The organism is Klebsiella sp. HN106 (genome assembly GCF_051209435.1).
In the GTDB taxonomy this organism is placed as follows: domain Bacteria; phylum Pseudomonadota; class Gammaproteobacteria; order Enterobacterales; family Enterobacteriaceae; genus Klebsiella; species Klebsiella oxytoca.
The window spans coordinates 931,042-950,931 of sequence record NZ_JBLURD010000001.1 but is presented as its reverse complement, the minus strand read 5'-3'; the positions used below and the strand labels follow the sequence as shown (position 1 = coordinate 950,931).

Annotated in this window: 17 protein-coding genes; 11 read left to right on the top strand and 6 right to left on the bottom strand. The window is 56.0% G+C overall.

Going from position 1 to position 19,890, the window contains the following annotated elements; genetic code table 11:
- Positions 1 to 145: 145 nt before the first annotated feature.
- Genes ACSIPU_RS04465 through ACSIPU_RS04450 form a run of 4 tightly spaced genes read left to right on the top strand, consistent with a single transcriptional unit; the run spans position 146 to position 4,089 of the window.
- A complete protein-coding gene (locus tag ACSIPU_RS04465) occupies positions 146 to 1,585 on the top strand; it encodes a circularly permuted type 2 ATP-grasp protein (RefSeq protein WP_024274387.1) in 1,440 nt (479 codons plus the stop codon).
- Complete coding sequence (locus ACSIPU_RS04460; RefSeq protein ID WP_004103215.1) at positions 1,579 to 2,508, top strand: alpha-E domain-containing protein; 930 nt, start codon at positions 1,579 to 1,581, stop codon at positions 2,506 to 2,508. The genes ACSIPU_RS04465 and ACSIPU_RS04460 overlap by 7 nt, the downstream gene beginning before the upstream one ends.
- Positions 2,505 to 3,320: a transglutaminase family protein gene (locus ACSIPU_RS04455; RefSeq protein ID WP_004103213.1), complete on the top strand. Its 816-nt coding sequence runs from the start codon at positions 2,505 to 2,507 to the stop codon at positions 3,318 to 3,320. The genes ACSIPU_RS04460 and ACSIPU_RS04455 overlap by 4 nt, the downstream gene beginning before the upstream one ends.
- Before the next feature lie 16 nt (positions 3,321 to 3,336).
- Positions 3,337 to 4,089 (top strand): proteasome-type protease, encoded by a 753-nt coding sequence (locus ACSIPU_RS04450; RefSeq protein ID WP_004103211.1) that lies wholly within the window; start codon positions 3,337 to 3,339, stop codon positions 4,087 to 4,089.
- On the opposite strand, the gene ACSIPU_RS04445 is transcribed toward ACSIPU_RS04450, so the two are convergent.
- Positions 4,074 to 4,841 carry an AraC family transcriptional regulator gene (locus ACSIPU_RS04445; RefSeq protein ID WP_004103208.1) on the bottom strand — a complete coding sequence of 256 codons (768 nt, stop codon included), beginning with the start codon at positions 4,839 to 4,841 and terminating at the stop codon, positions 4,074 to 4,076. The two genes, ACSIPU_RS04450 and ACSIPU_RS04445, sit on opposite strands and share 16 nt — an antisense overlap.
- A 94-nt stretch (positions 4,842 to 4,935) precedes the next feature.
- Here ACSIPU_RS04445 and ACSIPU_RS04440 point away from each other — a divergent pair, with 94 nt between their 5' ends.
- The 3 genes from ACSIPU_RS04440 to ACSIPU_RS04430 all read left to right on the top strand — a co-directional run bounded on the left by ACSIPU_RS04440 (position 4,936) and on the right by ACSIPU_RS04430 (position 7,957).
- Positions 4,936 to 6,075: a multidrug effflux MFS transporter gene (locus ACSIPU_RS04440; RefSeq protein ID WP_024274384.1), complete on the top strand. Its 1,140-nt coding sequence runs from the start codon at positions 4,936 to 4,938 to the stop codon at positions 6,073 to 6,075.
- Between the two features lie 105 nt (positions 6,076 to 6,180).
- On the top strand, positions 6,181 to 7,164 hold the full coding sequence (locus ACSIPU_RS04435) for a fatty acid desaturase (protein ID WP_017145661.1): 984 nt from the start codon (positions 6,181 to 6,183) through the stop codon (positions 7,162 to 7,164).
- Positions 7,157 to 7,957, top strand: a complete 801-nt coding sequence (locus ACSIPU_RS04430; RefSeq protein WP_032728394.1) for a phosphate/phosphite/phosphonate ABC transporter substrate-binding protein — start codon at positions 7,157 to 7,159, stop codon at positions 7,955 to 7,957. The genes ACSIPU_RS04435 and ACSIPU_RS04430 overlap by 8 nt, the downstream gene beginning before the upstream one ends.
- 187 nt (positions 7,958 to 8,144) lie before the next feature.
- Here ACSIPU_RS04430 and ACSIPU_RS04425 read toward each other — a convergent pair whose 3' ends face one another.
- Together ACSIPU_RS04425 and ACSIPU_RS04420 are read right to left on the bottom strand one after the other, a co-directional pair.
- Positions 8,145 to 8,831: an RluA family pseudouridine synthase gene (locus tag ACSIPU_RS04425; RefSeq protein WP_004103197.1), complete on the bottom strand. Its 687-nt coding sequence runs from the start codon at positions 8,829 to 8,831 to the stop codon at positions 8,145 to 8,147.
- Between the two features lie 59 nt (positions 8,832 to 8,890).
- On the bottom strand, positions 8,891 to 9,784 hold the full coding sequence (locus ACSIPU_RS04420; protein ID WP_004103196.1) for a LysR substrate-binding domain-containing protein: 894 nt from the start codon (positions 9,782 to 9,784) through the stop codon (positions 8,891 to 8,893).
- 315 nt (positions 9,785 to 10,099) lie between these two features.
- Here ACSIPU_RS04420 and pckA point away from each other — a divergent pair, with 315 nt between their 5' ends.
- Both pckA and ACSIPU_RS04410 read left to right on the top strand, forming a co-directional pair.
- The gene (gene pckA / locus ACSIPU_RS04415; protein ID WP_004103194.1) at positions 10,100 to 11,740 is read left to right on the top strand and encodes a phosphoenolpyruvate carboxykinase (ATP); all 1,641 of its coding nucleotides are present in this window, start codon (positions 10,100 to 10,102) and stop codon (positions 11,738 to 11,740) included.
- A gap of 232 nt (positions 11,741 to 11,972) precedes the next feature.
- On the top strand, positions 11,973 to 12,467 hold the full coding sequence (locus ACSIPU_RS04410) for a hypothetical protein (RefSeq protein ID WP_004103192.1): 495 nt from the start codon (positions 11,973 to 11,975) through the stop codon (positions 12,465 to 12,467).
- 78 nt (positions 12,468 to 12,545) lie between these two features.
- Here ACSIPU_RS04410 and ACSIPU_RS04405 read toward each other — a convergent pair whose 3' ends face one another.
- Positions 12,546 to 13,073, bottom strand: coding sequence for a lipocalin family protein (locus ACSIPU_RS04405; protein WP_004103190.1), 528 nt, complete (start codon positions 13,071 to 13,073; stop codon positions 12,546 to 12,548).
- Positions 13,074 to 13,322: 249 nt separating this feature from the next.
- Here ACSIPU_RS04405 and uraH point away from each other — a divergent pair, with 249 nt between their 5' ends.
- Positions 13,323 to 13,697: a hydroxyisourate hydrolase gene (gene uraH / locus ACSIPU_RS04400; protein ID WP_029779342.1), complete on the top strand. Its 375-nt coding sequence runs from the start codon at positions 13,323 to 13,325 to the stop codon at positions 13,695 to 13,697.
- Positions 13,698 to 13,793: 96 nt separating this feature from the next.
- On the opposite strand, the gene ACSIPU_RS04395 is transcribed toward uraH, so the two are convergent.
- Together ACSIPU_RS04395 and ACSIPU_RS04390 are read right to left on the bottom strand one after the other, a co-directional pair.
- Complete coding sequence (locus tag ACSIPU_RS04395; RefSeq protein WP_004103186.1) at positions 13,794 to 14,228, bottom strand: PTS sugar transporter subunit IIA; 435 nt, start codon at positions 14,226 to 14,228, stop codon at positions 13,794 to 13,796.
- On the bottom strand, positions 14,225 to 15,664 hold the full coding sequence (locus ACSIPU_RS04390; protein WP_004113687.1) for a sugar porter family MFS transporter: 1,440 nt from the start codon (positions 15,662 to 15,664) through the stop codon (positions 14,225 to 14,227). The genes ACSIPU_RS04395 and ACSIPU_RS04390 overlap by 4 nt, the downstream gene beginning before the upstream one ends.
- Positions 15,665 to 16,675: 1,011 nt before the next feature.
- On the opposite strand from ACSIPU_RS04390, the gene ACSIPU_RS04385 reads away from it, so the two are divergent.
- Positions 16,676 to 19,888 carry a molybdopterin cofactor-binding domain-containing protein gene (locus tag ACSIPU_RS04385; RefSeq protein WP_435321637.1) on the top strand — a complete coding sequence of 1,071 codons (3,213 nt, stop codon included), beginning with the start codon at positions 16,676 to 16,678 and terminating at the stop codon, positions 19,886 to 19,888.
- Positions 19,889 to 19,890 lie beyond the last annotated feature (2 nt).

The window sequence follows — 19,890 nt, the reverse complement described above, 5'->3', positions numbered from 1 at the left end:
AGCCTGAACAAGCAAAATAACGGGTTATTTTTTATTCAGATAAGCGCGGCGTTACGCTATGCCGCTGCGCTGTGCTACCTGGCATAATTAATGCTTATCTCTCCCGGGGATGACCTCAAAGTGAGTACAACCGGAGGAGACGGCCATGATAAAAATAACGCTTCCTGACGGGCATTATTATGATGAGATGCTTACCGCACAGGGAGAGCAGCGTCAGCACTATAACGCCTGGTGGCAATGGTTTCGCAGTACCGATCAATTCTCTATCCGGCAGAAAAAAGAGCAGGCGGAGCTGCTCTTTCACCGCATCGGCATCACTTTTAACGTCTACGGCGAAGACGAGGGGACCGAACGTCTGATCCCTTTCGACAGCGTGCCGCGCATTATCCCCGCCGGCGAGTGGCAGCGAATCGACCGCGGCATCCGCCAGCGGGTGAAGGCGCTCAACGCCTTTCTTTACGATATTTACCACGATCAAAATATCCTGCGCGCGGGACTGATCCCGGCCGAACAGGTGCTGGCGAATGAACAGTATCAGCCCTGTATGCAGGGGATAAACTTACCCAATAACACCTATGCCCATATCACCGGGGTTGATATGGTGCGCAACAGCGACGGCCAGTATTACGTGCTGGAGGATAATCTCCGCACCCCCTCCGGCGTCTCCTACATGCTGGAAAACCGCAAAATGATGATGCGGCTCTACCCCGAAATGTTCGAACAGCACCGTATTGCGCCGGTAGAACGCTACCCCAGCTATCTGCTGCAAACGCTGCGCGAAAGCTCGCCCGTGGACGACCCGTGCGTGGTGGTGATGACCCCAGGGCGGTTTAACAGCGCCTATTTTGAACACAGCTTTCTGGCCCAGCAGATGGGCGTTGAGCTGGTGGAGAGCGCGGATCTGTTTATTAAAACCGGGGCGGTGTATATGCGCACCACCGAGGGGCCGCGGCGCGTGGACGTCATATACCGGCGGATCGACGATGCGTATCTCGACCCGCTGGCCTTTCGCGCCGACTCTATGCTGGGCGTGCCGGGGCTGCTGTCGGTGTACCGCGCCGGAGGCGTGGTGCTGGCGAATGCCATCGGCACCGGCGTCGCCGACGATAAATCGATCTACCCCTTCGTGCCGGAGATGATCCGTTTCTATCTGGGCGAGCAACCGATCCTCAGCAATATTCCCACCTGGCAATGCCGTAAAGCGGAAGATCTCAGCTACGTGCTGAGCCATCTTGAGCAGATGGTCGTGAAGGAGGTTCACGGCGCGGGCGGCTACGGCATGCTGGTCGGTCCGCGCTCGACCAAAGAGGAGCGCGATGCGTTTCGTCAGCGTCTGCTGGCAAACCCGGCCAACTATATCGCCCAGGACACCCTGGCGCTGTCAACCTGCCCGACCTTTATAGAAGAGGGGCTGGCGCCGCGCCATATCGATCTCCGGCCCTTTGTCCTTTCCGGTCAGGAGATCCGCCTGGTTCCCGGCGGCCTGACGCGGGTGGCGCTAACCGAAGGCTCGCTGGTGGTGAACTCGTCGCAGGGCGGCGGCACCAAGGATACCTGGGTGATGGAGGAGGACGAATCATGTTAAGCCGCACAGCGAGTGAACTCTTCTGGATGGCGCGCTATCTTGAGCGCGCGGAAAGCTATGCCCGGGTGCTGGACGTGACCTGGAAGCTGTCGATGATCCCCCGCCACAGCCAGCAGTCGCGGGATTTAGCCTTGCCGCTAAATCTATCGTTGACCCACGAGCTGTTTCAGGCCCGGCACGCGCGTTTCACCATGAGCAACCTGCTTAATTTTTTCGCCCTCGACGGCAACAACCCGTACAGCATTTTTAGCTGCGTCGAGATGGCGTGGAACAACGCCCACGCGGTGCGCGGCAGCCTGTCGGCGGAAGTGTGGGAAAGCATCAACGCCACGCGTATTGAGCTGCGAAAACTGCGCCAGCAGGGGATCGGCGAGCTGGGCAACGACGCCTTCTTTGAGTGGGTAAAAGAGCGGGTTCATCTGTTTCGCGGGGCGATTCTCGGCACGCTGCTGCGTAACGACGCTCTGAGCTTTATCGGTATCGGGACGCTGATCGAACGGGCATCCGCCACCGCCCAGCTGCTGCTGATTAAGGATCAGCAGTTAAACAGCGATCCCGATCCGGTCCGCGAGTATTACCGGCTGGATACGCTGCTTAACGCGGTCAGCGCACGCGAGGCCTATAACAGCATCTACCGCCAGCCGGTCAGCCGCGAAACGGTGATGGAGCTGCTGATCCTGCGCAACGATGTGCCGAGATCGCTGCGAGCGAGCATTTCCGACCTCGTCGGGCAGCTGGAGCAGATTGCCAACGATCGTTCGCACCTGCCGCTGCGCCTGGCGCACCAGCTTAACGTCGACCTGCGTTTTAGCACCCGCGACGATCTGGCGCAGGCTGATTTGCAGGTCACCCTTAATGCACTGCTGGCGCGGATTAACGCGCTTTCCGACAGCATCAGACAAACCTATCTGGAGGCGTTATGAAACTGGTAATCGATCACCTGACCCGCTACGGCTACGATGAAGAAGTGAAGTTTTCAACCCAGTACCTGCGCCTGACGCCGCGCAGCAGCGGTCGGCAGAAGATCACCGCCTGGACATTAACCCTGCCGGACGGTTCCGCCGTCGCCACCACCGACGCGTGGGGCAACGTGCTGCACGTGCTGACGCTGGATAATCCGCATAAAGAGATTACCATCCGCGCCAGCGGGATCGTCGATATCGTGGAAGAGGGGGAAGAGATTGGCGCGGAGCCGCAGGAGCTGCTGTCGCCGCTGGTTTTCTTGCGCTGTACCCCGCTTACCCGCGCTGACGGCCCGATCCGCGAATTTGCCCAGCGCTGGTATCAGCCGGAGGCTCAGGAAGCGAGCCTGAACCGGTTAATGGCCGAGCTGCTGCTGAGAATGCCCTATTCGCCGGGCGCCACGCAGGTACAGGACTCGGCCGCCGACGCGTTCGCGCGATCGAAAGGGGTTTGCCAGGATCACACCCATGTGTTTCTCGCCTGTTGCCGGGCGCTGGCGATCCCGGCGCGCTACGTCAGCGGCTATGTCTACAGCGATAACGCCGAGCATGTCGCTATGCACGCCTGGGCTGAAGTATGGCTGAACGATCGCTGGCAGCCGTTTGATATCACGAACAATACCCGCCGTCTGAATCAGCATTTGCGGCTGGCGACCGGGCTGGACTATCTTGATGCGTGTCCGGTGCGCGGTACCCGCCTCGGCGGCGGCGGAGAAATTTTGTTAACTAACGCTGAGGTGCGCGAGCATTCACAGCAGGCGCAGCAGCAATAACCGCAGGAATGAAACGATGACCTATTGCGTGGCCATGTGTTTGTCAGATGGACTGGTGTTTGCCTCAGACTCCCGCACCAACGCGGGAGTGGACCATATTGCAACGTTTAAAAAACTGCACGTTTTCCATCAGGATGGCGAACGCGTCATGGTCCTGCAGTCTGCGGGTAACCTGGCCACGACTCAGAGCGTGATTAGCCTGCTCAGCGCCCGCATTCGTACCCAGCAGGAACCGAATCTGATGCAGGTGACTTCGTTATACGACGCGGCGATGCTGATCGGCAAAACGTTGCAGGAGGTGATTCAACGCGACGCCAGCAATCAGCAAAACTGCGGCAATACCAACTTCAACTGTAACCTGCTGCTCGGCGGGCAGATCGCCGGGGAAACGCACCGGCTGTTCCATATCTATCCGGAAGGCAACTTTATTGAAGCCACGCGCGACACGCCCTATTTCCAGATTGGCGAGAGTAAATACGGCAAACCGATCATCGACCGGGTCCTGACCATCGATACCCCCCTTGAGCAGGCGATGTGCTGCGCGCTGATCTCGATCGACTCTACCTTGCGCAGCAATCTTTCGGTGGGACTGCCGCTGGACACGCTGCTCTACCGCAGCGGTAGCCTGAGCAGCGCCGGGCAGCATCGGATCACCGAGAACGATCCCTATTTCAATACCATTCGCAAAGCCTGGTCCGAGGGGTTACAAAGCACCTTCCTGCAGCTGCCGCCGTTCACGCCGGGCGGCCAGGATCAGGGGGCGAAATAGCGTCCCGGCGTCATGCCGGTCATGGTGCGGAAAAAGTAGATAAAGGCGCTATCGCTGGCGAAATCAAGCGCCATCGCGGTATCGGTAATCCGCTGCCCGGTAGCCAGCATCTCAACTGCCTTCATTAATCGCCACTGCTGACGCCACTGCTGGTAGGACATACCGGTATCGCGGCGGAACAGGCGGCTGATGGTTTTTTCGCTGGCACCGCAGCGGGCTGCGAGCGTCCCAAGCGCCGGCGGTAGCGCATCGCCGGAAAGCTGCGCCAGCCGTTTATCCTGCGGCAGCGCCAGCATCATCGGCTCCTGGGCGGCGGCGCGAATTTCCGCCTGGCACAGGGCCGCGAGATGCCGCGCCGGCTCGGTTTCCCAGTCGGTATCCCAGGGGCTGGCGCTGATACGCTCTAAGAGTTCGCGCAGCAGTGGCACCACGTTGAGTATCGCCGCCTGCGTTGGCAATTGAGGGTAACGCTGCGGCTGAAACCAGACTGAACGATAATCGACAATATTTTTCATCTCCGCGCGATGGCTGATACCGGCCGGGATCCAGGCGGCGCGTCCCGGCGGAAGCAGGCACAGCAGCGCGCCATCGTCGAGCGTCAAACGTACGCATCCCTGACGGGTAAACAGGATCTGCGCCATCTTATGCTGGTGGCTGCCGGAGTCATGGTTACCCAGCGCCGACTGCACGCCAATCAGGCTTTTTATTAACGCATCCGGATCGAATGCCGCATCAGCGTCAAGCCAGGCCATAATGTCTGATTTCCGATATTTAAAGTCATTATGTTTATAATGTTCGATAAACGGCTTACCTACAATAGCGCCTCTTGTTTATCAGGAGGTAGATATGTTGGGACGTGCCGCGCTGGTACTGGTTACTGCGCTATTGATGTTTCCGCAAATAGCGGAAACGATTTATAGCCCGGCGCTGACCGATATCAGCGCCCGGTTTTCCGTGAGCGCAGCGCAGGCGGCGCAAACGCTCTCCGTATACTTTATCGGTTTTGCCGTCGGCGTTCTGTTGTGGGGCGGATTCAGCGATCGCTACGGTCGGCGCCCGGCCCTGCTGGCGGGGTTAGGTGTCTACGCGGCGGGGTGCCTGCTGGCGCTGTGGGCCAGCGATTTTTCGCTGCTGCTGGTGGCGCGGATCGTCACGGCCGCTGGCGCGGCAACCGGCTCAGTAGTGACGCAGACGGTTCTGCGGGACTGCTATAGCGGGCGGCAGCTGGCGGGGATTTTTTCGTTTATCGGCCTGGCGCTGGCGGTGAGCCCGGCCATCGGGGTCTATATCGGCGGTGGGTTGACCGCCATCTGGGGTATGCGCGGTGTATTCAGCGCGCTGGCGATTTTTGCCGCCGCGCTCCTGCTGGGCTGCCTGTGGTTGATGCCGGAAACGCGCCCGCATAACCTCAGGGGAGGGTCTTTTCTTGACGTGCTGAGGCGGATGGCGGGCGACAGGCGTATCGCTCTGGCGGCAATTCTGGTGGCGGCATTTAACATCAGCCTGTTCAGCTACTACAGTCTGGCTCCCTTTCTGTTCGCCAGATTCGATCTCGATGCCCTGGCCTTTGGCTACAGCGGCGTGGCGCTTGCCGCGGGTTCGCTGTTCGGCGCGCTGCTTAACCGCCGTCTGCTGCGTCAGAATGTCCCGCTGGGGCAAATGCTCGCGATCGCCTGCATCCTCCACCTGGCGGGCGCTGCCGCCGTGTACGTACTGCGGGAATCACTGTGGTTTGTGGCGCCGGTCGCGCTGGTCACCCTCGCGTATGCGATGGCGATCCCGCTGGTTCTGGGATCGGCGCTGAGCGCCTATGGCGACTGTCGGGGCACCGCCGGCGCCATTTTCGGCTTGTTTTATTATCTTCTGATTGGCGCCGGTCTGCTGGCGGCCGGATGGGGGCAATCGCTGGGCGCATCGCTGCTGCTGTGCGCTGGGGTAAGCCTCATCGCCGGGTGGCGCTATATGCACTCGCTCAACGACGCATAAGGCCGATTTCTGGCAAAGCTTAGTGATTTAATTTCTTTGTTATTTAACGCGTTATCTCACATCTTCGGGGGAGCAAAACGATAACGCGAAAAGGTAGCTTCAGGAATGGCAAAAAGCAGATCGGCCTATTTGCATCCGCAGCAGCGCGAGCGGATTCAGCAGTTGTCCCGCAGCTGGCTGTGGCGCAGCGAACTGCCGACCTGGTTACTGATTTTTGCGATCTACGGCGGCTGGTTTGCCTCGCTGGCCTGGTGGCGCGCGCTGGGGCTGTTCCCGGCCACGCTGCTGCTGGTCTGGTTCACCGCCTGGTATATGTCACTGCAGCACGAGTTCATTCACGGCCATCCCACCTCGCGGCCGTGGTTTAATCAACTGCTGGGGACCCTGCCGCTGGCGGTCTGGTACCCCTATGGTCTGTATCGCGACTCGCACCTGGCGCACCATAATCATCATCTGCTGACGCAGCCGGTTGACGATCCGGAATCCTACTATTTTACGCCGCAGAGCTGGCAGCATTTTGCCCCCTGGCAGCGCAGTCTTATTCATCTGCGCAATACGTTTATCGGCAGGCTGCTGGTAGCGCCGCTGCTGGATATTGCCCAGACGCTCAGCTGCGCGCTGACGGCGCTGCGTCTTCGGCGGGTGAAGACGCTAGCGATGTGGCTGGTTCACGGCCTGCTGCTGGCGGCGCTGTTCGCGTGGATGCATCACCTTGACTTTTCGCCGCTCTATTTCGTGCTGGCTGTCAGCTATCCTGCGCTGGCGTTAACCAAAGTGCGCTCTTTTCTTGAGCACCGCGCCGCGGACGATCCGCTGGCCCGTTCGGTGATTAACGAGGCGGGGCTGGTCTGGCGGGTGCTGTTCCTCAATCTCAACTACCATTCAGTGCATCACGATTTGCCGGGCGTACCGTGGTACGGGCTGCGAAAAATCTATCTGCATAATCAGGCGGAGTATCAGCGGCGCAACGCCGGGTTTGTGGTGCGCGGCTACGGTGAATGGCTGCGGCATTTTTTTGCCAGACCGGTGGCGGTGAATGCGCATCCCGGGTTCAACCAGCAGGGTAAGGCGGATGAAGAGCATGAGTGAAAGGCTGGCGTTTCCGATGTACGCGGTGAATGACGAGGATACTCAGGCGCTCTCGCGGGCGGTGCGGCAGCTGCTGGCGGCTCGCGGCGTGGTGGATGAGGATGGGCTGTCATATACGGTACCTGAGGATCTGCTGGCGCACTGGCGCCATCCGGCGCTGCTGTTGAGCCAGACCTGCGGTTATCCGCTGGTGACGCTGTTGGCGAACGTGCAAACGGTCGGCTGTTTTCACTATTCGGCGCCCGGATGCGAAGGGCGGAACTACCGCAGCCTGCTGGTGGCGCGTGAAGCGGACGGAGGGAAGTCGCTGGCAGATTTTCACGGGCGTCGGGTCGCGTGCAATTCGCCGGATTCCCAGTCCGGCTATAACGTGCTGTTAAAAATGATCGCGCCGCTGTCGCGCGATGGGCGTTTCTTCTCAACGGTCGCGTTTAGCGGCAGCCATCGCCAGTCGCTGCGTGAACTTCAGCAGGGGACGGCGGATATTGCCGCCATTGATTGCGTGACCTGGGCGCTGCTGCAGCGTCATCAGCCGGAGGCGCTGGCGGGGCTGACGGTGATTGCCCATAGCCCGCTGGCCCCGGGGCTACCGCTGATTACGTCGGCGACGACGCCCGCGGCGACGCTGGAGTTGCTCAGAGAGGCATTGCAGCAGCTGGTGAGCGATGAACGCTATCAGCCGCTTTGCGAAGCGCTGTTTATCTGCGGCTACAGCGATATGCGGCGCGCGGACTATCAGCCGCTGCTGGCGTGGCGTGAAGAGGCCGCGGCCAGAGGCGTTGTGCGGCTATAGTTGGCAATTTCCCCGGGCCGCGGCGCAAGCGCCTTGCCCGGGCTACCCGATCGCAGGCGGTTGTGAACCCGTAGCCCGGTCATACAGCAGCGCCACCGGGAAGCAAGTCGCAGCGCGGTCAGAGAGTCGAATTCAGGCGTTGACGTCAATTGGCGTAGGGGAGCGTCGGGCTGGCGAGCGAAGCGAGTTAAAACGCGCTGGGGCTGACGGCGTCGATCCTCTCTCCGCTAACCGGATGCACGAAATGCAGTTCGCTGGCGTGCAGCATCAGGCGCGGTGCCTGTTCTGTCCCCGGAAGCGCCATGCCGCCGTACAGATCGCAGCCCAGAATAGGGTGGCCAAGGTGCTGGCAGTGAATACGCAACTGATGGGTGCGGCCGGTTTCCGGCGTCAGCTGGACTCGCGTTACCGGCACTTGACCTTGATAGCGCAGGCGCTCCACGACCCGATAGCCGGAGCGGGCAGGTTTGCCGTGGCGCGGGCAAATCGTCATCAGCGGAAACAGCGCCGGATCTTTGGCTATCGGAGCGTCAACGGTTCCTTCATCATCCGCCAGATGCCCGCACAGCAGCGCGCTGTAGACTTTGCTCACCGCACGCTGGCTGAACTGCTGGCAGAGCGCGGCGTTGATGGCCTTGTTGCGCGCAATCACCATCAGCCCGGAGGTGCCGAAATCAAGACGATGCGCCAGCGTGCAGCCGGGAAACTGTTGTACCAGTCGATAATGTACCGAGTCGAGATTCAGGGGATTTTTCCCCGACAGGCTCAGCAGGCCTGAGGGTTTATCGATCAGCAGCAGATGGTCATCCTGGTAGAGGATATCGATTTCAGCGTGGCACGGCGGGGCGATAAAGGTATCGATAACGGTAGACATCAGGCTGCACGGAGAGAGAGTGGAGGCGGATAATAGCGTATTATTCGCCTTCACGCGAGCTATGCGGTGACGGTACTCATGGCCTTAATATGCTGCCAGAAACGTTCGGCGGACTGGTTGAGCCGCGCACCGGAGCGATAAATATAGGCGCCGATCGGCAAGGACAGGCTCTCATCCATTATCGTCAGGCGGCCTTCCTCGAGCTCGCGCTTGATAGAGTATTGCGGCAGCCAGCCCACGCCGTCGCCGTTGAGGATCATACGTTTTAACAGCTCGCTCATTGAGGAGACAAAGGTCAGCGAGAAGGTAATTTCCGGCTTGCGGTCGATCACCTGATTCACCTGTCGTCCCATATAGCTGTCGTTGGCGTATTTCATCAGCGGCAGCACCCCGCGATGCAAATTAAAAAGCGGTCTGCCGTGCTTATCGCAGGGAGAAACGAGGTGCAGCGCTGAGTCGAAAATTTTATGATTGATAAACGGATAGTTCATCAGCTCTTCATTATAAAACGACAGGATAAAATCACTTTTGCCTTCTTTAAGATTAAATACGGCATCGTTGACATTAATCGATTCAACATGAAAAGTTTTATTCTTCCGGTCGGTATAACCGGCGATAATTTCTGGCAGTAATAAAACGGAAAGCGACGGCGCGGCGTCGATTCTTATTTTCTGCGTGGTGTTGTTCAGCCCTTTAATTCGGCTGATCTGGAAGTCCATATCGTCGAGCATATTTCGTGCGTAGCCAACGAAAATCTTCCCGCGGTTGGTCAGCTGCAGCGGGTTTGCCGAACGGTCGAAGATGCTGAAGCCCAGCGAAGACTCGAGCGCCTGAATGCGGCGGCTGAAGGAGGACTGCGAAATATTGCGGCTTTTGGCCGCGAGCGTAAAGCTTCTGGCTTCCTCAAGGGCAATCACATCGTAAAGCCATTTTACTTCAAGATTCGCCAGCACCGATCCATTCCTCATTCCTGCAATAAATGCTATGCAATTTTAGCATAACGCATAGAAACTATGCAATTAACATACTTACCTACAGGTGTTAACATTTTTAGCAGAGTTAGCTTATGAGGTATACGTGCCAACGATATTTCTAAAGTACAGGCGAAACCCTACACGAGCACGATTTTAAATCGCCGGCTCTGGTCTGTTCATCCTGGTTATTTAATTGCACGATGGTTTTTTTATTAAAATAAATCCATCTGCTTAACTGACGGGTTGAAATAACCGAATAGCATCTTATCCAGCCAATAGTTTGTCAGGAGTTCCATGTCACGTATTGAATCAGTAAAAGACGCTCTTCTTGCGCTCGGAATTCAGGAAAGCAGCGAGCTGTTTTATAACCCCGATTACGACTTGCTGATTGCGCATGAAACCAGTGCAGAGCTCACCGGCGCGGCGCGCGGCGTCATGACCGAGTCCGGGGCCGTTGCCGTGGATACCGGGATCTTTACCGGACGCTCTCCGCGCGACAAATATATCGTCAGAGACGAGCTGACGCGTGACACCGTCTGGTGGTCCGATTCCGGCCTTGGCCGCAACGATAATAAGCCGTTATCCACGGAGATTTGGGCTGACCTGAAGACGCTGGTTGCCGGACAGCTGAGCGGCAAAAAATTGTATGTTGTCGATGCCTGGTGCGGCGCCAGTCCGGCAACGCGCCTGGGCGTCCGCTTCGTCACCGAAGTGGCCTGGCAGGCGCACTTCGTCAAAAACATGTTTATTGCGCCGAGCGCGGAAGAGCTGGCTGAATTTACGCCGGACTTCGTCGTCCTCAACGGCGCGGGCTGCACCAACGACAAATGGCAGGAACAAGGGCTGAATTCCGAGAACTTTGTCGCCTTTAACCTGAGCGAAAAAATTCAGCTGATCGGCGGCACCTGGTACGGCGGCGAAATGAAGAAGGGTCTCTTCTCGGTGATGAACTATCTGCTCCCGCAGCAGGGGATCGCCTCGATGCACTGTTCAGCTAACCGCGGCGAAGCGGGAGACGTGGCGCTCTTCTTTGGTCTGTCAGGCACCGGCAAAACCACGCTTTCCACCGACCCGCTGCGTCAGCTGATCGGCGATGACGAGCACGGCTGGGACGATGAAGGCGTGTTTAACTTCGAAGGCGGCTGCTATGCCAAGACCATTAATCTTGACCCGCATGCCGAACCGGAAATTTACGGCGCGATTCGTCGTAACGCGCTGCTGGAAAACGTGGTGGTCAGAGCCGATGGCAGCGTGGATTACGCCGACGGCAGTAAGACTGAAAATACCCGCGTTTCTTATCCGCTGTCGCATATTGACAACATCGTGAAACCGGTATCGCGCGCGGGCCATCCGTCGAAGGTCATTTTTCTTGCCGCCGATGCTTTTGGCGTGCTGCCGCCGGTATCCCGTCTGACAACCGAGCAGATGCAGTATCATTTCCTGTCGGGTTTTACCTCGAAGCTGGCCGGAACCGAGCGCGGCATTACTCAGCCCACGCCAACCTTCTCCGCCTGCTATGGCGCGGCCTTCCTGCTGCTGCACCCGACGCAGTATGCCAGCGTTCTGGCTGCGAAAATGGCGGCATCGGGCGCCGAGGCCTGGCTGGTGAATACCGGCTGGAACGGAGAGGGCAAGCGCCTTTCGCTACGCGATACGCGCAATATCATCAGCGCGATCTTAAACGGCACTACCGGCGAGCTGCGCGAGGAGACGGTCCCGGTGTTCGGTCTGTCTATTCCGCAAACCGTGCCAGGCGTGGATAGCGCGCTGCTTGACCCGCGTAGCGGCTGGTCTTCCGCCGACAAATGGCAGGAGAAGGCCGAAAGCCTGGCGCAGTTGTTTATGGATAACTTCAGGCAATATAGCGATACCGAAGCCGGCGCCCGCCTGGCGTTAGCCGGTCCGACGCTGACAAAATCAGCCGTCACGGCCTAAGGCATTTTTTCAGCGACCAACCCGGGCAGCCGCCCGGGTTTTTTACGTTAGCCATCGCCGGGTGAATGGCGCAGGAACTTGACTCTGCCTGTTTAGCGATTATAAATAAAGGGATGCAGGGCTCAGGATTGGGTCAAAATAACCTCATGGCATTGTTGTTATGAGAATTATCCTGGTAACCCAGCTGCGATGATCCCTCGATACGCTGATATCGATAAATAAAGGAATGACTATGAAACTCTGGAGTAAAACGCTAATCGCTTCTGCCGTATGCTTATTTCTTGCCGGCTGTGATGATTCCTCAAAGGTTGATGCTAATCTGGATAAAGCAAAAGATAACGCCCAACAAATTAAAGAGGCGGCGTCCGATAAAGCCGACGCAATTAAGGATGAAGCTGATAAACACATTGATGCAATAAAAAAACAGGCGGCGGACGAGGCCAACAATCTCAGCAGCCAGGCCTCCAGCATCAAGGCGGAGGCGGATAAAAAAGCGGAAGCAATTGCTCAGCAGGCCCAGGCCCAGGCTGATGCCGTCAAGCAGGATGCCCGGCAGAAAAGCGACCAAATCGTGCAGGAAGCTGGCAAAATTAAAGACAGCGCGATTGTTGATGCCAATAACCTGGCCAACGATGCGGCGAATAAAACAAAAGAAATTAAAGAGAGTATCGCTCCCGCTAAAACCGCAGAAGATGCGGCCAATGCTAACCAGCAGACATCACACTGATTATTTTTCGCCCTCCAGCCTTATGCCAACATTATCTTCAGCGCGTTGGTTCGCTGAAGATAATGTGGATTCTGCCTTTTACTTGTGGGTCACCCAGACGAGTTTATCGACCGGGAAGCCCAACTTCCGCGCAATGCTCACATACTCCTGCTTCACGGAGTCAGGGATGGTCGGCGTGCGCGACAGGATCCACAGATAGCCGCGATCGGGGCCGCTGACCAGTGCATATTGATACTGGCTATCCAGCGCGATCACGTTATAGCCACCGTAAAACGGGCCAAAAAAGGAGACTTTCAGCGCCGCAGTATCAGGAGCGCCGGTGAAATAAGCTTTACCCTCGCTCTCGTTCCATTTTTGTTTCTGCGGATCGTAACCACGGTTAACTACGCTAATGCCGCCATCGCTGCGTTGACCGTAGGTCGCGGTGACCTGCTCCAGGCCGCGTTCGAAACGATTTTCAAGGCGGGCAACTTCATACCATTTGCCCAGATACCGACTCGCGTCAAAGTCGCTTATGGGCTGGACACCTTTGGGTGGCGTGGGGGATTTACAGGCGACAAGGGTTAATGCGATAGCAACGCCAGTCAGAACAGGCCATATCTTCATGTGAAGTCCTTTTGTGAACGCAGGAACAGGAAGTATAGCGCAGGCTTATTCTTTTCCCGATCGTTGAGGTTATATTCAGAAAAATCTATCGTCCCCGGGACGAATAGCATTCTGCGCTTGTTTCCATAACCGCGTTTATCACGAAAAATTGAATATATTTTCACAGCCCAGCTGCTAACGTTTAATTGTTATTATCCGCAACAGGAAAACATTGTGAAAAAATTATCCGGTCTGGTTCTGTTATCTGCTATGTCTTTCATCCCCGCAGCGTTTAGTGCTCCCACCGGGACGCTCAGCGTACATATTCTCAATCAGCAAACCGGGCTGCCTTCCTCGGGCGTGACGGTGACCCTGGAAAAACAGCAGGCGAATAAATGGACCGAGCTTGCAAGCGGCGTAACCGACAACGATGGCCGAATTAAATCGCTGTATCCGGCAGAAGGGGATATGCAGCCGGGGATTTACAAAGTGACCTTCAAAACCGGCGATGACTTCAATAAGCAGAAACTGGCCTCATTTTTCCCGGAGATCCCGGTTCTCTTTACCGTGACGCGCACCAATGAAAAGCTACATATTCCTTTGCTGCTCAGCCAGTATGGCTATTCCACCTATAAAGGCAGCTGATCGCTCGCAATAAACACGCTTTACCTCACGCCATAAAAAACAAAAGCCTGCTTACAAGCAGGCTTTTATCTGACGACTTTCGGTAGCGCGCCGTGCTTATTGGTTTTGCTGGAGGATCCTTAAAAAGTCCGCTTTATTGGCAATCAATGACAGCGCTCTGGCGATAACTTCATCGCTAAAGATTGACGCGACTTCTCTTAGCACATCAATGTGCTCACTCTCTTTAGCAATCACGCCAATGGCAATGAACATGACGTTATTTCTGTCCCAGATTACGCCGTCAGGGAACTGATAAATCTCAACGCCGGTTTTAACTATGATGTTTGTGGCTGATTTAGGCAGATGCGGCAGCGTAATGCCGTTACCTAAAAAGGTGGAGACCTGGCGCTCTCTTTCAGCAAGAAAGGCCACGCAATCTTCACTGACATAACCCCTGGCCTTAAAGTCAGCGCCAATCATCGCCAGCACTTCCGCTTTATTTTTCGCCCGGCATGACAGATGAAGATTATCTTGCGTAATGTTATCGATCATAATCCGCTTTCCTTTGTTGCTGCATTGAGTCGTGCTGAAGATTTATTGGCCGACAGCTCTTCTTCCAGCTGCTCCAGCGATTTATTTGATGTTTCAGGTAGCGCCGTGACGACAAAAATAATCGCCAGGTAGTTAATCGCGGCAAAAATCAGGAACACCGGGCCTAACCCGAGCTTGGCCTGCAATAATGGGAACAGATAGCTGACGATGGCGTTCATCACCCACATGAAAAATACCGATATGCCCATCGACAGTCCGCGGAACTTGAGCGGAAAGAGTTCCGCCAGCACCACCCAGGTGATAAAGCCCATCGTCCCCTGCATTACGCCAACGAACATCGCGCCGAGCAGCCAGATGGCCGTGGCTTTGATGTCGCCGACCAGGGTGTAGTCTACGCCGGCAATGATAAGGTGCAGGGTAGCCATGATCGCGAAACCATAAATAATGATGGTTTTACGCTTAAAACGATCGACCAGGAACAGAACGCCAAATAACATGCCGCCGACGGAGAACACGCCATTGAGTACGTTGCAGATGAGGGAGGTTCTTTCGGAGAATCCGGCGCTGCTCAGGATCTCAGTGCCATAGTACATAATGACGTTGACCCCGGTGGTCTGCTGCAGCGCCGCCCAAATCACCCCTACCAGCAGGAGTTTGAAAATCCATGGCGTCTGAAGGATGGTGATAAAGGCGTTTTGCGAATGGAGCTTTTTATCGGCTTCGGCCTTAATTAAGGTGGTGATATCGTTGAATTCTTTGGTTGCGCGTTCAAGCGGGCGGATTTGCTTTAAAATTTCCAGCGCTTCTTCATGGCGGTTTTTGCTAACGAGCCAGCGAGGGCTTTCCGGCGAACGCAGCATGCCGATAAACAGGCAGATAGCGGGAATGGTCTGTACCATCAGCATATAGCGCCAGACGTCGGGCAGATGGCCCCAGAGGATGCCAATAATGGCGTTGATGGCAAATGCGGCTAACTGGCCGATGACAATCGCGACTTCATTTAAGCCAGTGAGTTTTCCGCGCATTTCCGTTGGCGCGACTTCAGATATAAAGGTGGGGGCGGTGACCGAAGCGCCGCCGACGGCATAGCCGAGGATGAAACGTGAAATAAGCAGTACGGTGATATCTGGCGCCAGAGCGGACATCAGTGCGCCGATGAAAAAAATAAAGGATAAAAAAAGCAGGTATTTTCTTCTGCCAAAGAAATCGGCGAATTTTCCCCCGAACACGCTGCCTAGCGCAGCGCCGATCAGCAATACGCTCATGACCAGACCTTCAGTGGTCGGCGTCAACGCCATATATTGTTTCAGAGAGGAAAATGCGCCATTAATAACGCCGGTGTCATAACCGAATAACAGGCCGCCAAATGTCGCAACCAGGGTTATCTGGTGTAGTCGTTTTCTCTGCTGTAGGTTCAGATTCATAATAAGAGACATTTTTATACCTTTTGTTTTGATTAACGGCACGAGATAAAAACGTGTCATCCCATCCCCGTCATGGCCTGCCTTTGCGCCAGGCGAAGCACGGTCGGGATGAAATAATTTTTTGTTCTTAGTGCAACTATTTAGCGCGATTGCTATGCGCTAAATAAAACCGATCAAAGAGGTTTCTTTTTGATTAATGATGAATCATCGGTAGATGCGGGGCTGGGTCCTCCGGGATGGTCGACGTTCAGAAAGTCCCCGGCAGCGTGAGGGTGGAAAAGGGGTGGGCCAATATAAACGGTTCTGATAAATCCTGATCTCACTTCCTTCATTGCATCCTCCGGGGGGTTAGGATTTCTGCTGCGCCATTAAGGCGGGCAGAGTGCGTTTAGTGAGACGTTATTATTGACGCAATAAGTGAAATAAAAATGCAAACAGATCACATTTTGAAAGTTTTGTTTCGAGTGTGTTTTGTGAGGCAAGTGTAGCAGCCTTGTTTATACAAGGGCTTTGTTTATAATCATCTGATATATAGAGTAATTTTTTAGCTTGCAAATGGGGGGTGTAGCTATCAGTATGCCGATGTATTGTTAAAATTATGATATATATCACATTTGTTTACCGCATATTTTATGGAATTTAAATTCCATTATTGAAATTATTTTAATTTTTATTCGAAATTTGATGGCAAAAAGCTGCTGCCGTGGCGAGCGTTAACATTCACGGCTTAACCTCCTGAGTCCGCTTTTTGACCGCAAGCGAAGGCTGAGATCTATGTATGTCGTCAATGATTAGCGGCGGGGCGGCTCCGGGAAAGAGAATTGAGAACAACCGATTATCATAGTGATACGCCTGTTCTCTTTTTGATAATTACCCGGCAGGCTTATCCATGTCATATTATTTCAGCGGCAGGTTTTTTTAGAGATGCTTCACATAACTTACCCTCAAATAACCCTTTATTTATAGGTGGCATAGCCATTGCTTTATTCAGTCATCTTTCTTTGTGAGTGGAGACTGAATAATATGGATACAGTGCTTGTTGGCAGTGAGGTGCCCCGCGTAGACGGGCTCGCCAAGGTGACGGGTAAAGCTGTCTACGGCGATGACATCACCATGAATAATATGCTGTATGGCGTATGCCGCTACGTCGATATCCCTGCCGGGTGTATTGATTCTCTAGACCTGTCGGAGGCGGAAAAAGTCCCGGGGGTCGTGTGCATCGCCACCTGGGACGATATACCCGGCCAGCGCAAACTGGGGGCGATTGTTCCCGATCATCCGCCGATTATTGACAAGGAGATCGCCTACCGCGGCGACGTGGTAGCCGTCGTGGCGGCGGAATCCTATGAGGCGGCCTGCATTGCCGTCGATAAAATCAAAATCACCTATACCCCGTGGGAACCGATTACTTCGCCGGAAGAGGCCATGAAGCCCGGGGCGCGCCTTATCCACAGCGAACTCGATAGCAATATCATCAATCGCCACCACACGGCGAAGGGCGATATAGAAGCCGGCTTTGCCGCCTCCACCCATATCTTTGAACGTGAATATGAAGTGGGTTTTCAGGAGCATGGCTATATTGAGCCGGAGTCCATTACTGCCTATCTGGACAATAATGAACAGATCATGACCATTGAAGGGTCGATTCAGAACGCTCACCGCACCCGGGCGGTGATTGCCAAATATCTCGACCTGCCCCAGGCGAAAGTCAATATTAGGCGTTCGGTCCTCGGCGGCTCCTTCGGCGGTAAGGATGACATTATCGATAATGTCTCCTGCCGCGCGGCGCTGCTGGTGCACCTGACCGGACGGCCGGTTAAGATCTCCTATAACCGTGAACAGTCGATGCGCGAGAGCTACAAGCGCCATCCTTATAAGATGAAATACCGCATTGGCGTGGACGACGACGCGCGTATTCAGGCGATTAAAATTGACATCATCGCCGATGGCGGCAGCTACTGCGGCCAGACGGTGTTTGTCACCTGGCGCAGTTCCGTCCAGGCGGCGGGTCCCTATAATATTCCTAACGTGCGCGTCGATCTGGTGGGGGTGTATACCAACAACAACTACACCTCGGCCTACCGCGGCTACGGCGCGCCGCAGGTCATTTTCGCCAACGAATCGCTGATGGATGACGTGGCGGGCGAACTGGGCCTGTCGCCCGTCGAATTCCGTTTGCGCAATATTCTCAAGCAGGGCGATACCAGCATGGCCGGGCAGGTCTTCAGCGAACACACCGTCTCCGCGCAGGAGGTGCTGGAGAAGACGCTGCTCAAGGCCGAATATGAGGCCAAACGCGAGCACTATAAAAAACTTAACGCGGAAGGCGGCCCGATCCGCTACGGGATTGGCTTCGCGCTGAGCCATCGCGGCTGCTCTCTGGGGGCGGAGGGGCTGGATGCGTCCTCGGCCCTGATTCAGGTGAATGCCGACGCCAGCGTGAACATTTCCACTTCGGTATCCGAGAACGGGCAGGGGCTGCAGACCACCATGTCGCTGCTGGCGGCGGAAGCCTTTGGTATTGCGCTCGACCGGGTGATGTTTAGCGAACCGGCCACCGCGATGATCGCCGACGGCGGCTCAACGGTCGCTTCGCGCGGTACCCTGATGGGCGGGCAGGCGATTCTGAGCGCGGCGAACAAAATTAAACAACGCATGGCGGACGCCGTCAGGGAAACGCTAAAAGCGCAGAGCATTGACGATATTGCCTGGCAAAATGGCAACGTGTTCAACCGCCACAACCCGGAGCTGAGTCTCAGTTTCCAGCAGGTGTGCGATATGACCCGGGCTACCGGGGCAAACCTCTCTGCCTACGGCTGGCACGTGGCGCCGAATATTCACTGGGATGAAGAGAAAGGCTGCGGCAGCCCCTATTTCACCTGGGTGTACGGCTGCCAGCTGGCCGACGTGGCGGTGGATATGCGCACCGGTAAAATTACCGTCAATAACGTCGTCGCCACTCACGATGTGGGAAAAGTCATTAACCCGGTTGGCTTTAGCGGCCAGGTTTACGGCGGCGTGCTGCAGGGGATGATCGGCTACGGCATGCTGGAGGATTTCAACACCGAGCACGGCGTGGTGAAATCGGAAAACTTCGATACCTATCTGCTGCCGACCATCAAGGATATGCCGCACATCGATATCATCGCGGTGGAAAACTATGATAAAGCGGGCCCGATGGGGGCGAAGGTTATCGGCGAACCGGTGCTCGAACTGGGCGCTGCGGCCCTCAACAACGCGGTGAGCTTCGCCATCGACCGACCCAACCGGACCCTGCCGCTGACGCTTGAACAGGTTCGCCTCGGCTATAACCTTAAGAAGCCGGAACGCCAGAGCGAGCAGATGCTGGAATCGGGCGATAAGAAACAGGTTCACCGCCTCAATACCCTGTCGCTGCGCGTCCCGCAAACCCTGAAAGAGGCTCTGACGCTGATGGCCGATAAGGGGGCAATGCCTATTGCCGGCGGTACCGATGTGCTGGTTCAGGCCCGGATGCTGTCCGGCGAAGTGCCGCTTGTTAATATTGCCGGGCTGGCGGAGCTGAAGGAGATTTTTGACGTTGAGGGTGGCGTCTCAATTGGTTCCGGCGTCTGCTTTACCGATCTGGTTAAGCATCCGTTGATTCAGCAACGCTATCCGCTACTGGTTACTGCCTGTAAAACCGTCGGTTCCCTGCAGCTGCGCAATCGGGCAACGATCGGCGGCAATATCGTCAACGCCGCCCCGTGCGCGGACTCCATGCCGCCGCTCATCATCTATGATGCGGAAGTCGAGCTGCGCAGCGCGCGCGGAACGCGCCGGATGCCGGTCAGCGAATTCGTCGTGGGCGGCTATCGCACCCTTCTTGAACCCGATGAGCTGGTGGTCCGCTTTATCCTGCCGGCGCCGACGCAGCAACCGCTGATCAATCGCTATCTGCAGCTTGGCCGGCGCAATGCGTTGAACATTACGCGCCAGAGCTTAACCGGGCAGTTCATGGTCGATAAGGGCGTGGTTCGCCTGTGCCGTCTGGTGGATGGCGCGCTGATGGCTAAACCGCAGCGGCTGACTGAGGTTGAGCAGGCGCTCACCGGTAAGACGCTAGACGCCGCCACCATCGACTATGCGGCAGGCGTGCTTCACGACAAGGTAGAAAAAGCCATCGGCGGACGCTGGTCAGCCCCCTATAAAGTCCCCGTATTTATCGATATGTTCCGGCAGATGCTGCAGGAAGTCATGACAGAGCAGAAGAAATAAGG

Excerpts from the sequence above, each read along its gene's own strand:
- ACSIPU_RS04465 (WP_024274387.1), top strand. The coding sequence starts at position 146 with ATGATAAAAATAACGCTTCCTGACGGGCATTATTATGATGAGATGCTT.
- ACSIPU_RS04460 (WP_004103215.1), top strand. The coding sequence starts at position 1,579 with ATGTTAAGCCGCACAGCGAGTGAACTCTTCTGGATGGCGCGCTATCTT.
- ACSIPU_RS04455 (WP_004103213.1), top strand. The coding sequence starts at position 2,505 with ATGAAACTGGTAATCGATCACCTGACCCGCTACGGCTACGATGAAGAA.
- ACSIPU_RS04450 (WP_004103211.1), top strand. The coding sequence starts at position 3,337 with ATGACCTATTGCGTGGCCATGTGTTTGTCAGATGGACTGGTGTTTGCC.
- ACSIPU_RS04445 (WP_004103208.1), bottom strand. The coding sequence starts at position 4,841 with ATGGCCTGGCTTGACGCTGATGCGGCATTCGATCCGGATGCGTTAATA.
- ACSIPU_RS04440 (WP_024274384.1), top strand. The coding sequence starts at position 4,936 with ATGTTGGGACGTGCCGCGCTGGTACTGGTTACTGCGCTATTGATGTTT.
- ACSIPU_RS04435 (WP_017145661.1), top strand. The coding sequence starts at position 6,181 with ATGGCAAAAAGCAGATCGGCCTATTTGCATCCGCAGCAGCGCGAGCGG.
- ACSIPU_RS04430 (WP_032728394.1), top strand. The coding sequence starts at position 7,157 with ATGAGTGAAAGGCTGGCGTTTCCGATGTACGCGGTGAATGACGAGGAT.
- ACSIPU_RS04425 (WP_004103197.1), bottom strand. The coding sequence starts at position 8,831 with ATGTCTACCGTTATCGATACCTTTATCGCCCCGCCGTGCCACGCTGAA.
- pckA (WP_004103194.1), top strand. The coding sequence starts at position 10,100 with ATGTCACGTATTGAATCAGTAAAAGACGCTCTTCTTGCGCTCGGAATT.
- ACSIPU_RS04410 (WP_004103192.1), top strand. The coding sequence starts at position 11,973 with ATGAAACTCTGGAGTAAAACGCTAATCGCTTCTGCCGTATGCTTATTT.
- ACSIPU_RS04405 (WP_004103190.1), bottom strand. The coding sequence starts at position 13,073 with ATGAAGATATGGCCTGTTCTGACTGGCGTTGCTATCGCATTAACCCTT.
- uraH (WP_029779342.1), top strand. The coding sequence starts at position 13,323 with ATGTCTTTCATCCCCGCAGCGTTTAGTGCTCCCACCGGGACGCTCAGC.
- ACSIPU_RS04395 (WP_004103186.1), bottom strand. The coding sequence starts at position 14,228 with ATGATCGATAACATTACGCAAGATAATCTTCATCTGTCATGCCGGGCG.
- ACSIPU_RS04390 (WP_004113687.1), bottom strand. The coding sequence starts at position 15,664 with ATGTCTCTTATTATGAATCTGAACCTACAGCAGAGAAAACGACTACAC.
- ACSIPU_RS04385 (WP_435321637.1), top strand. The coding sequence starts at position 16,676 with ATGGATACAGTGCTTGTTGGCAGTGAGGTGCCCCGCGTAGACGGGCTC.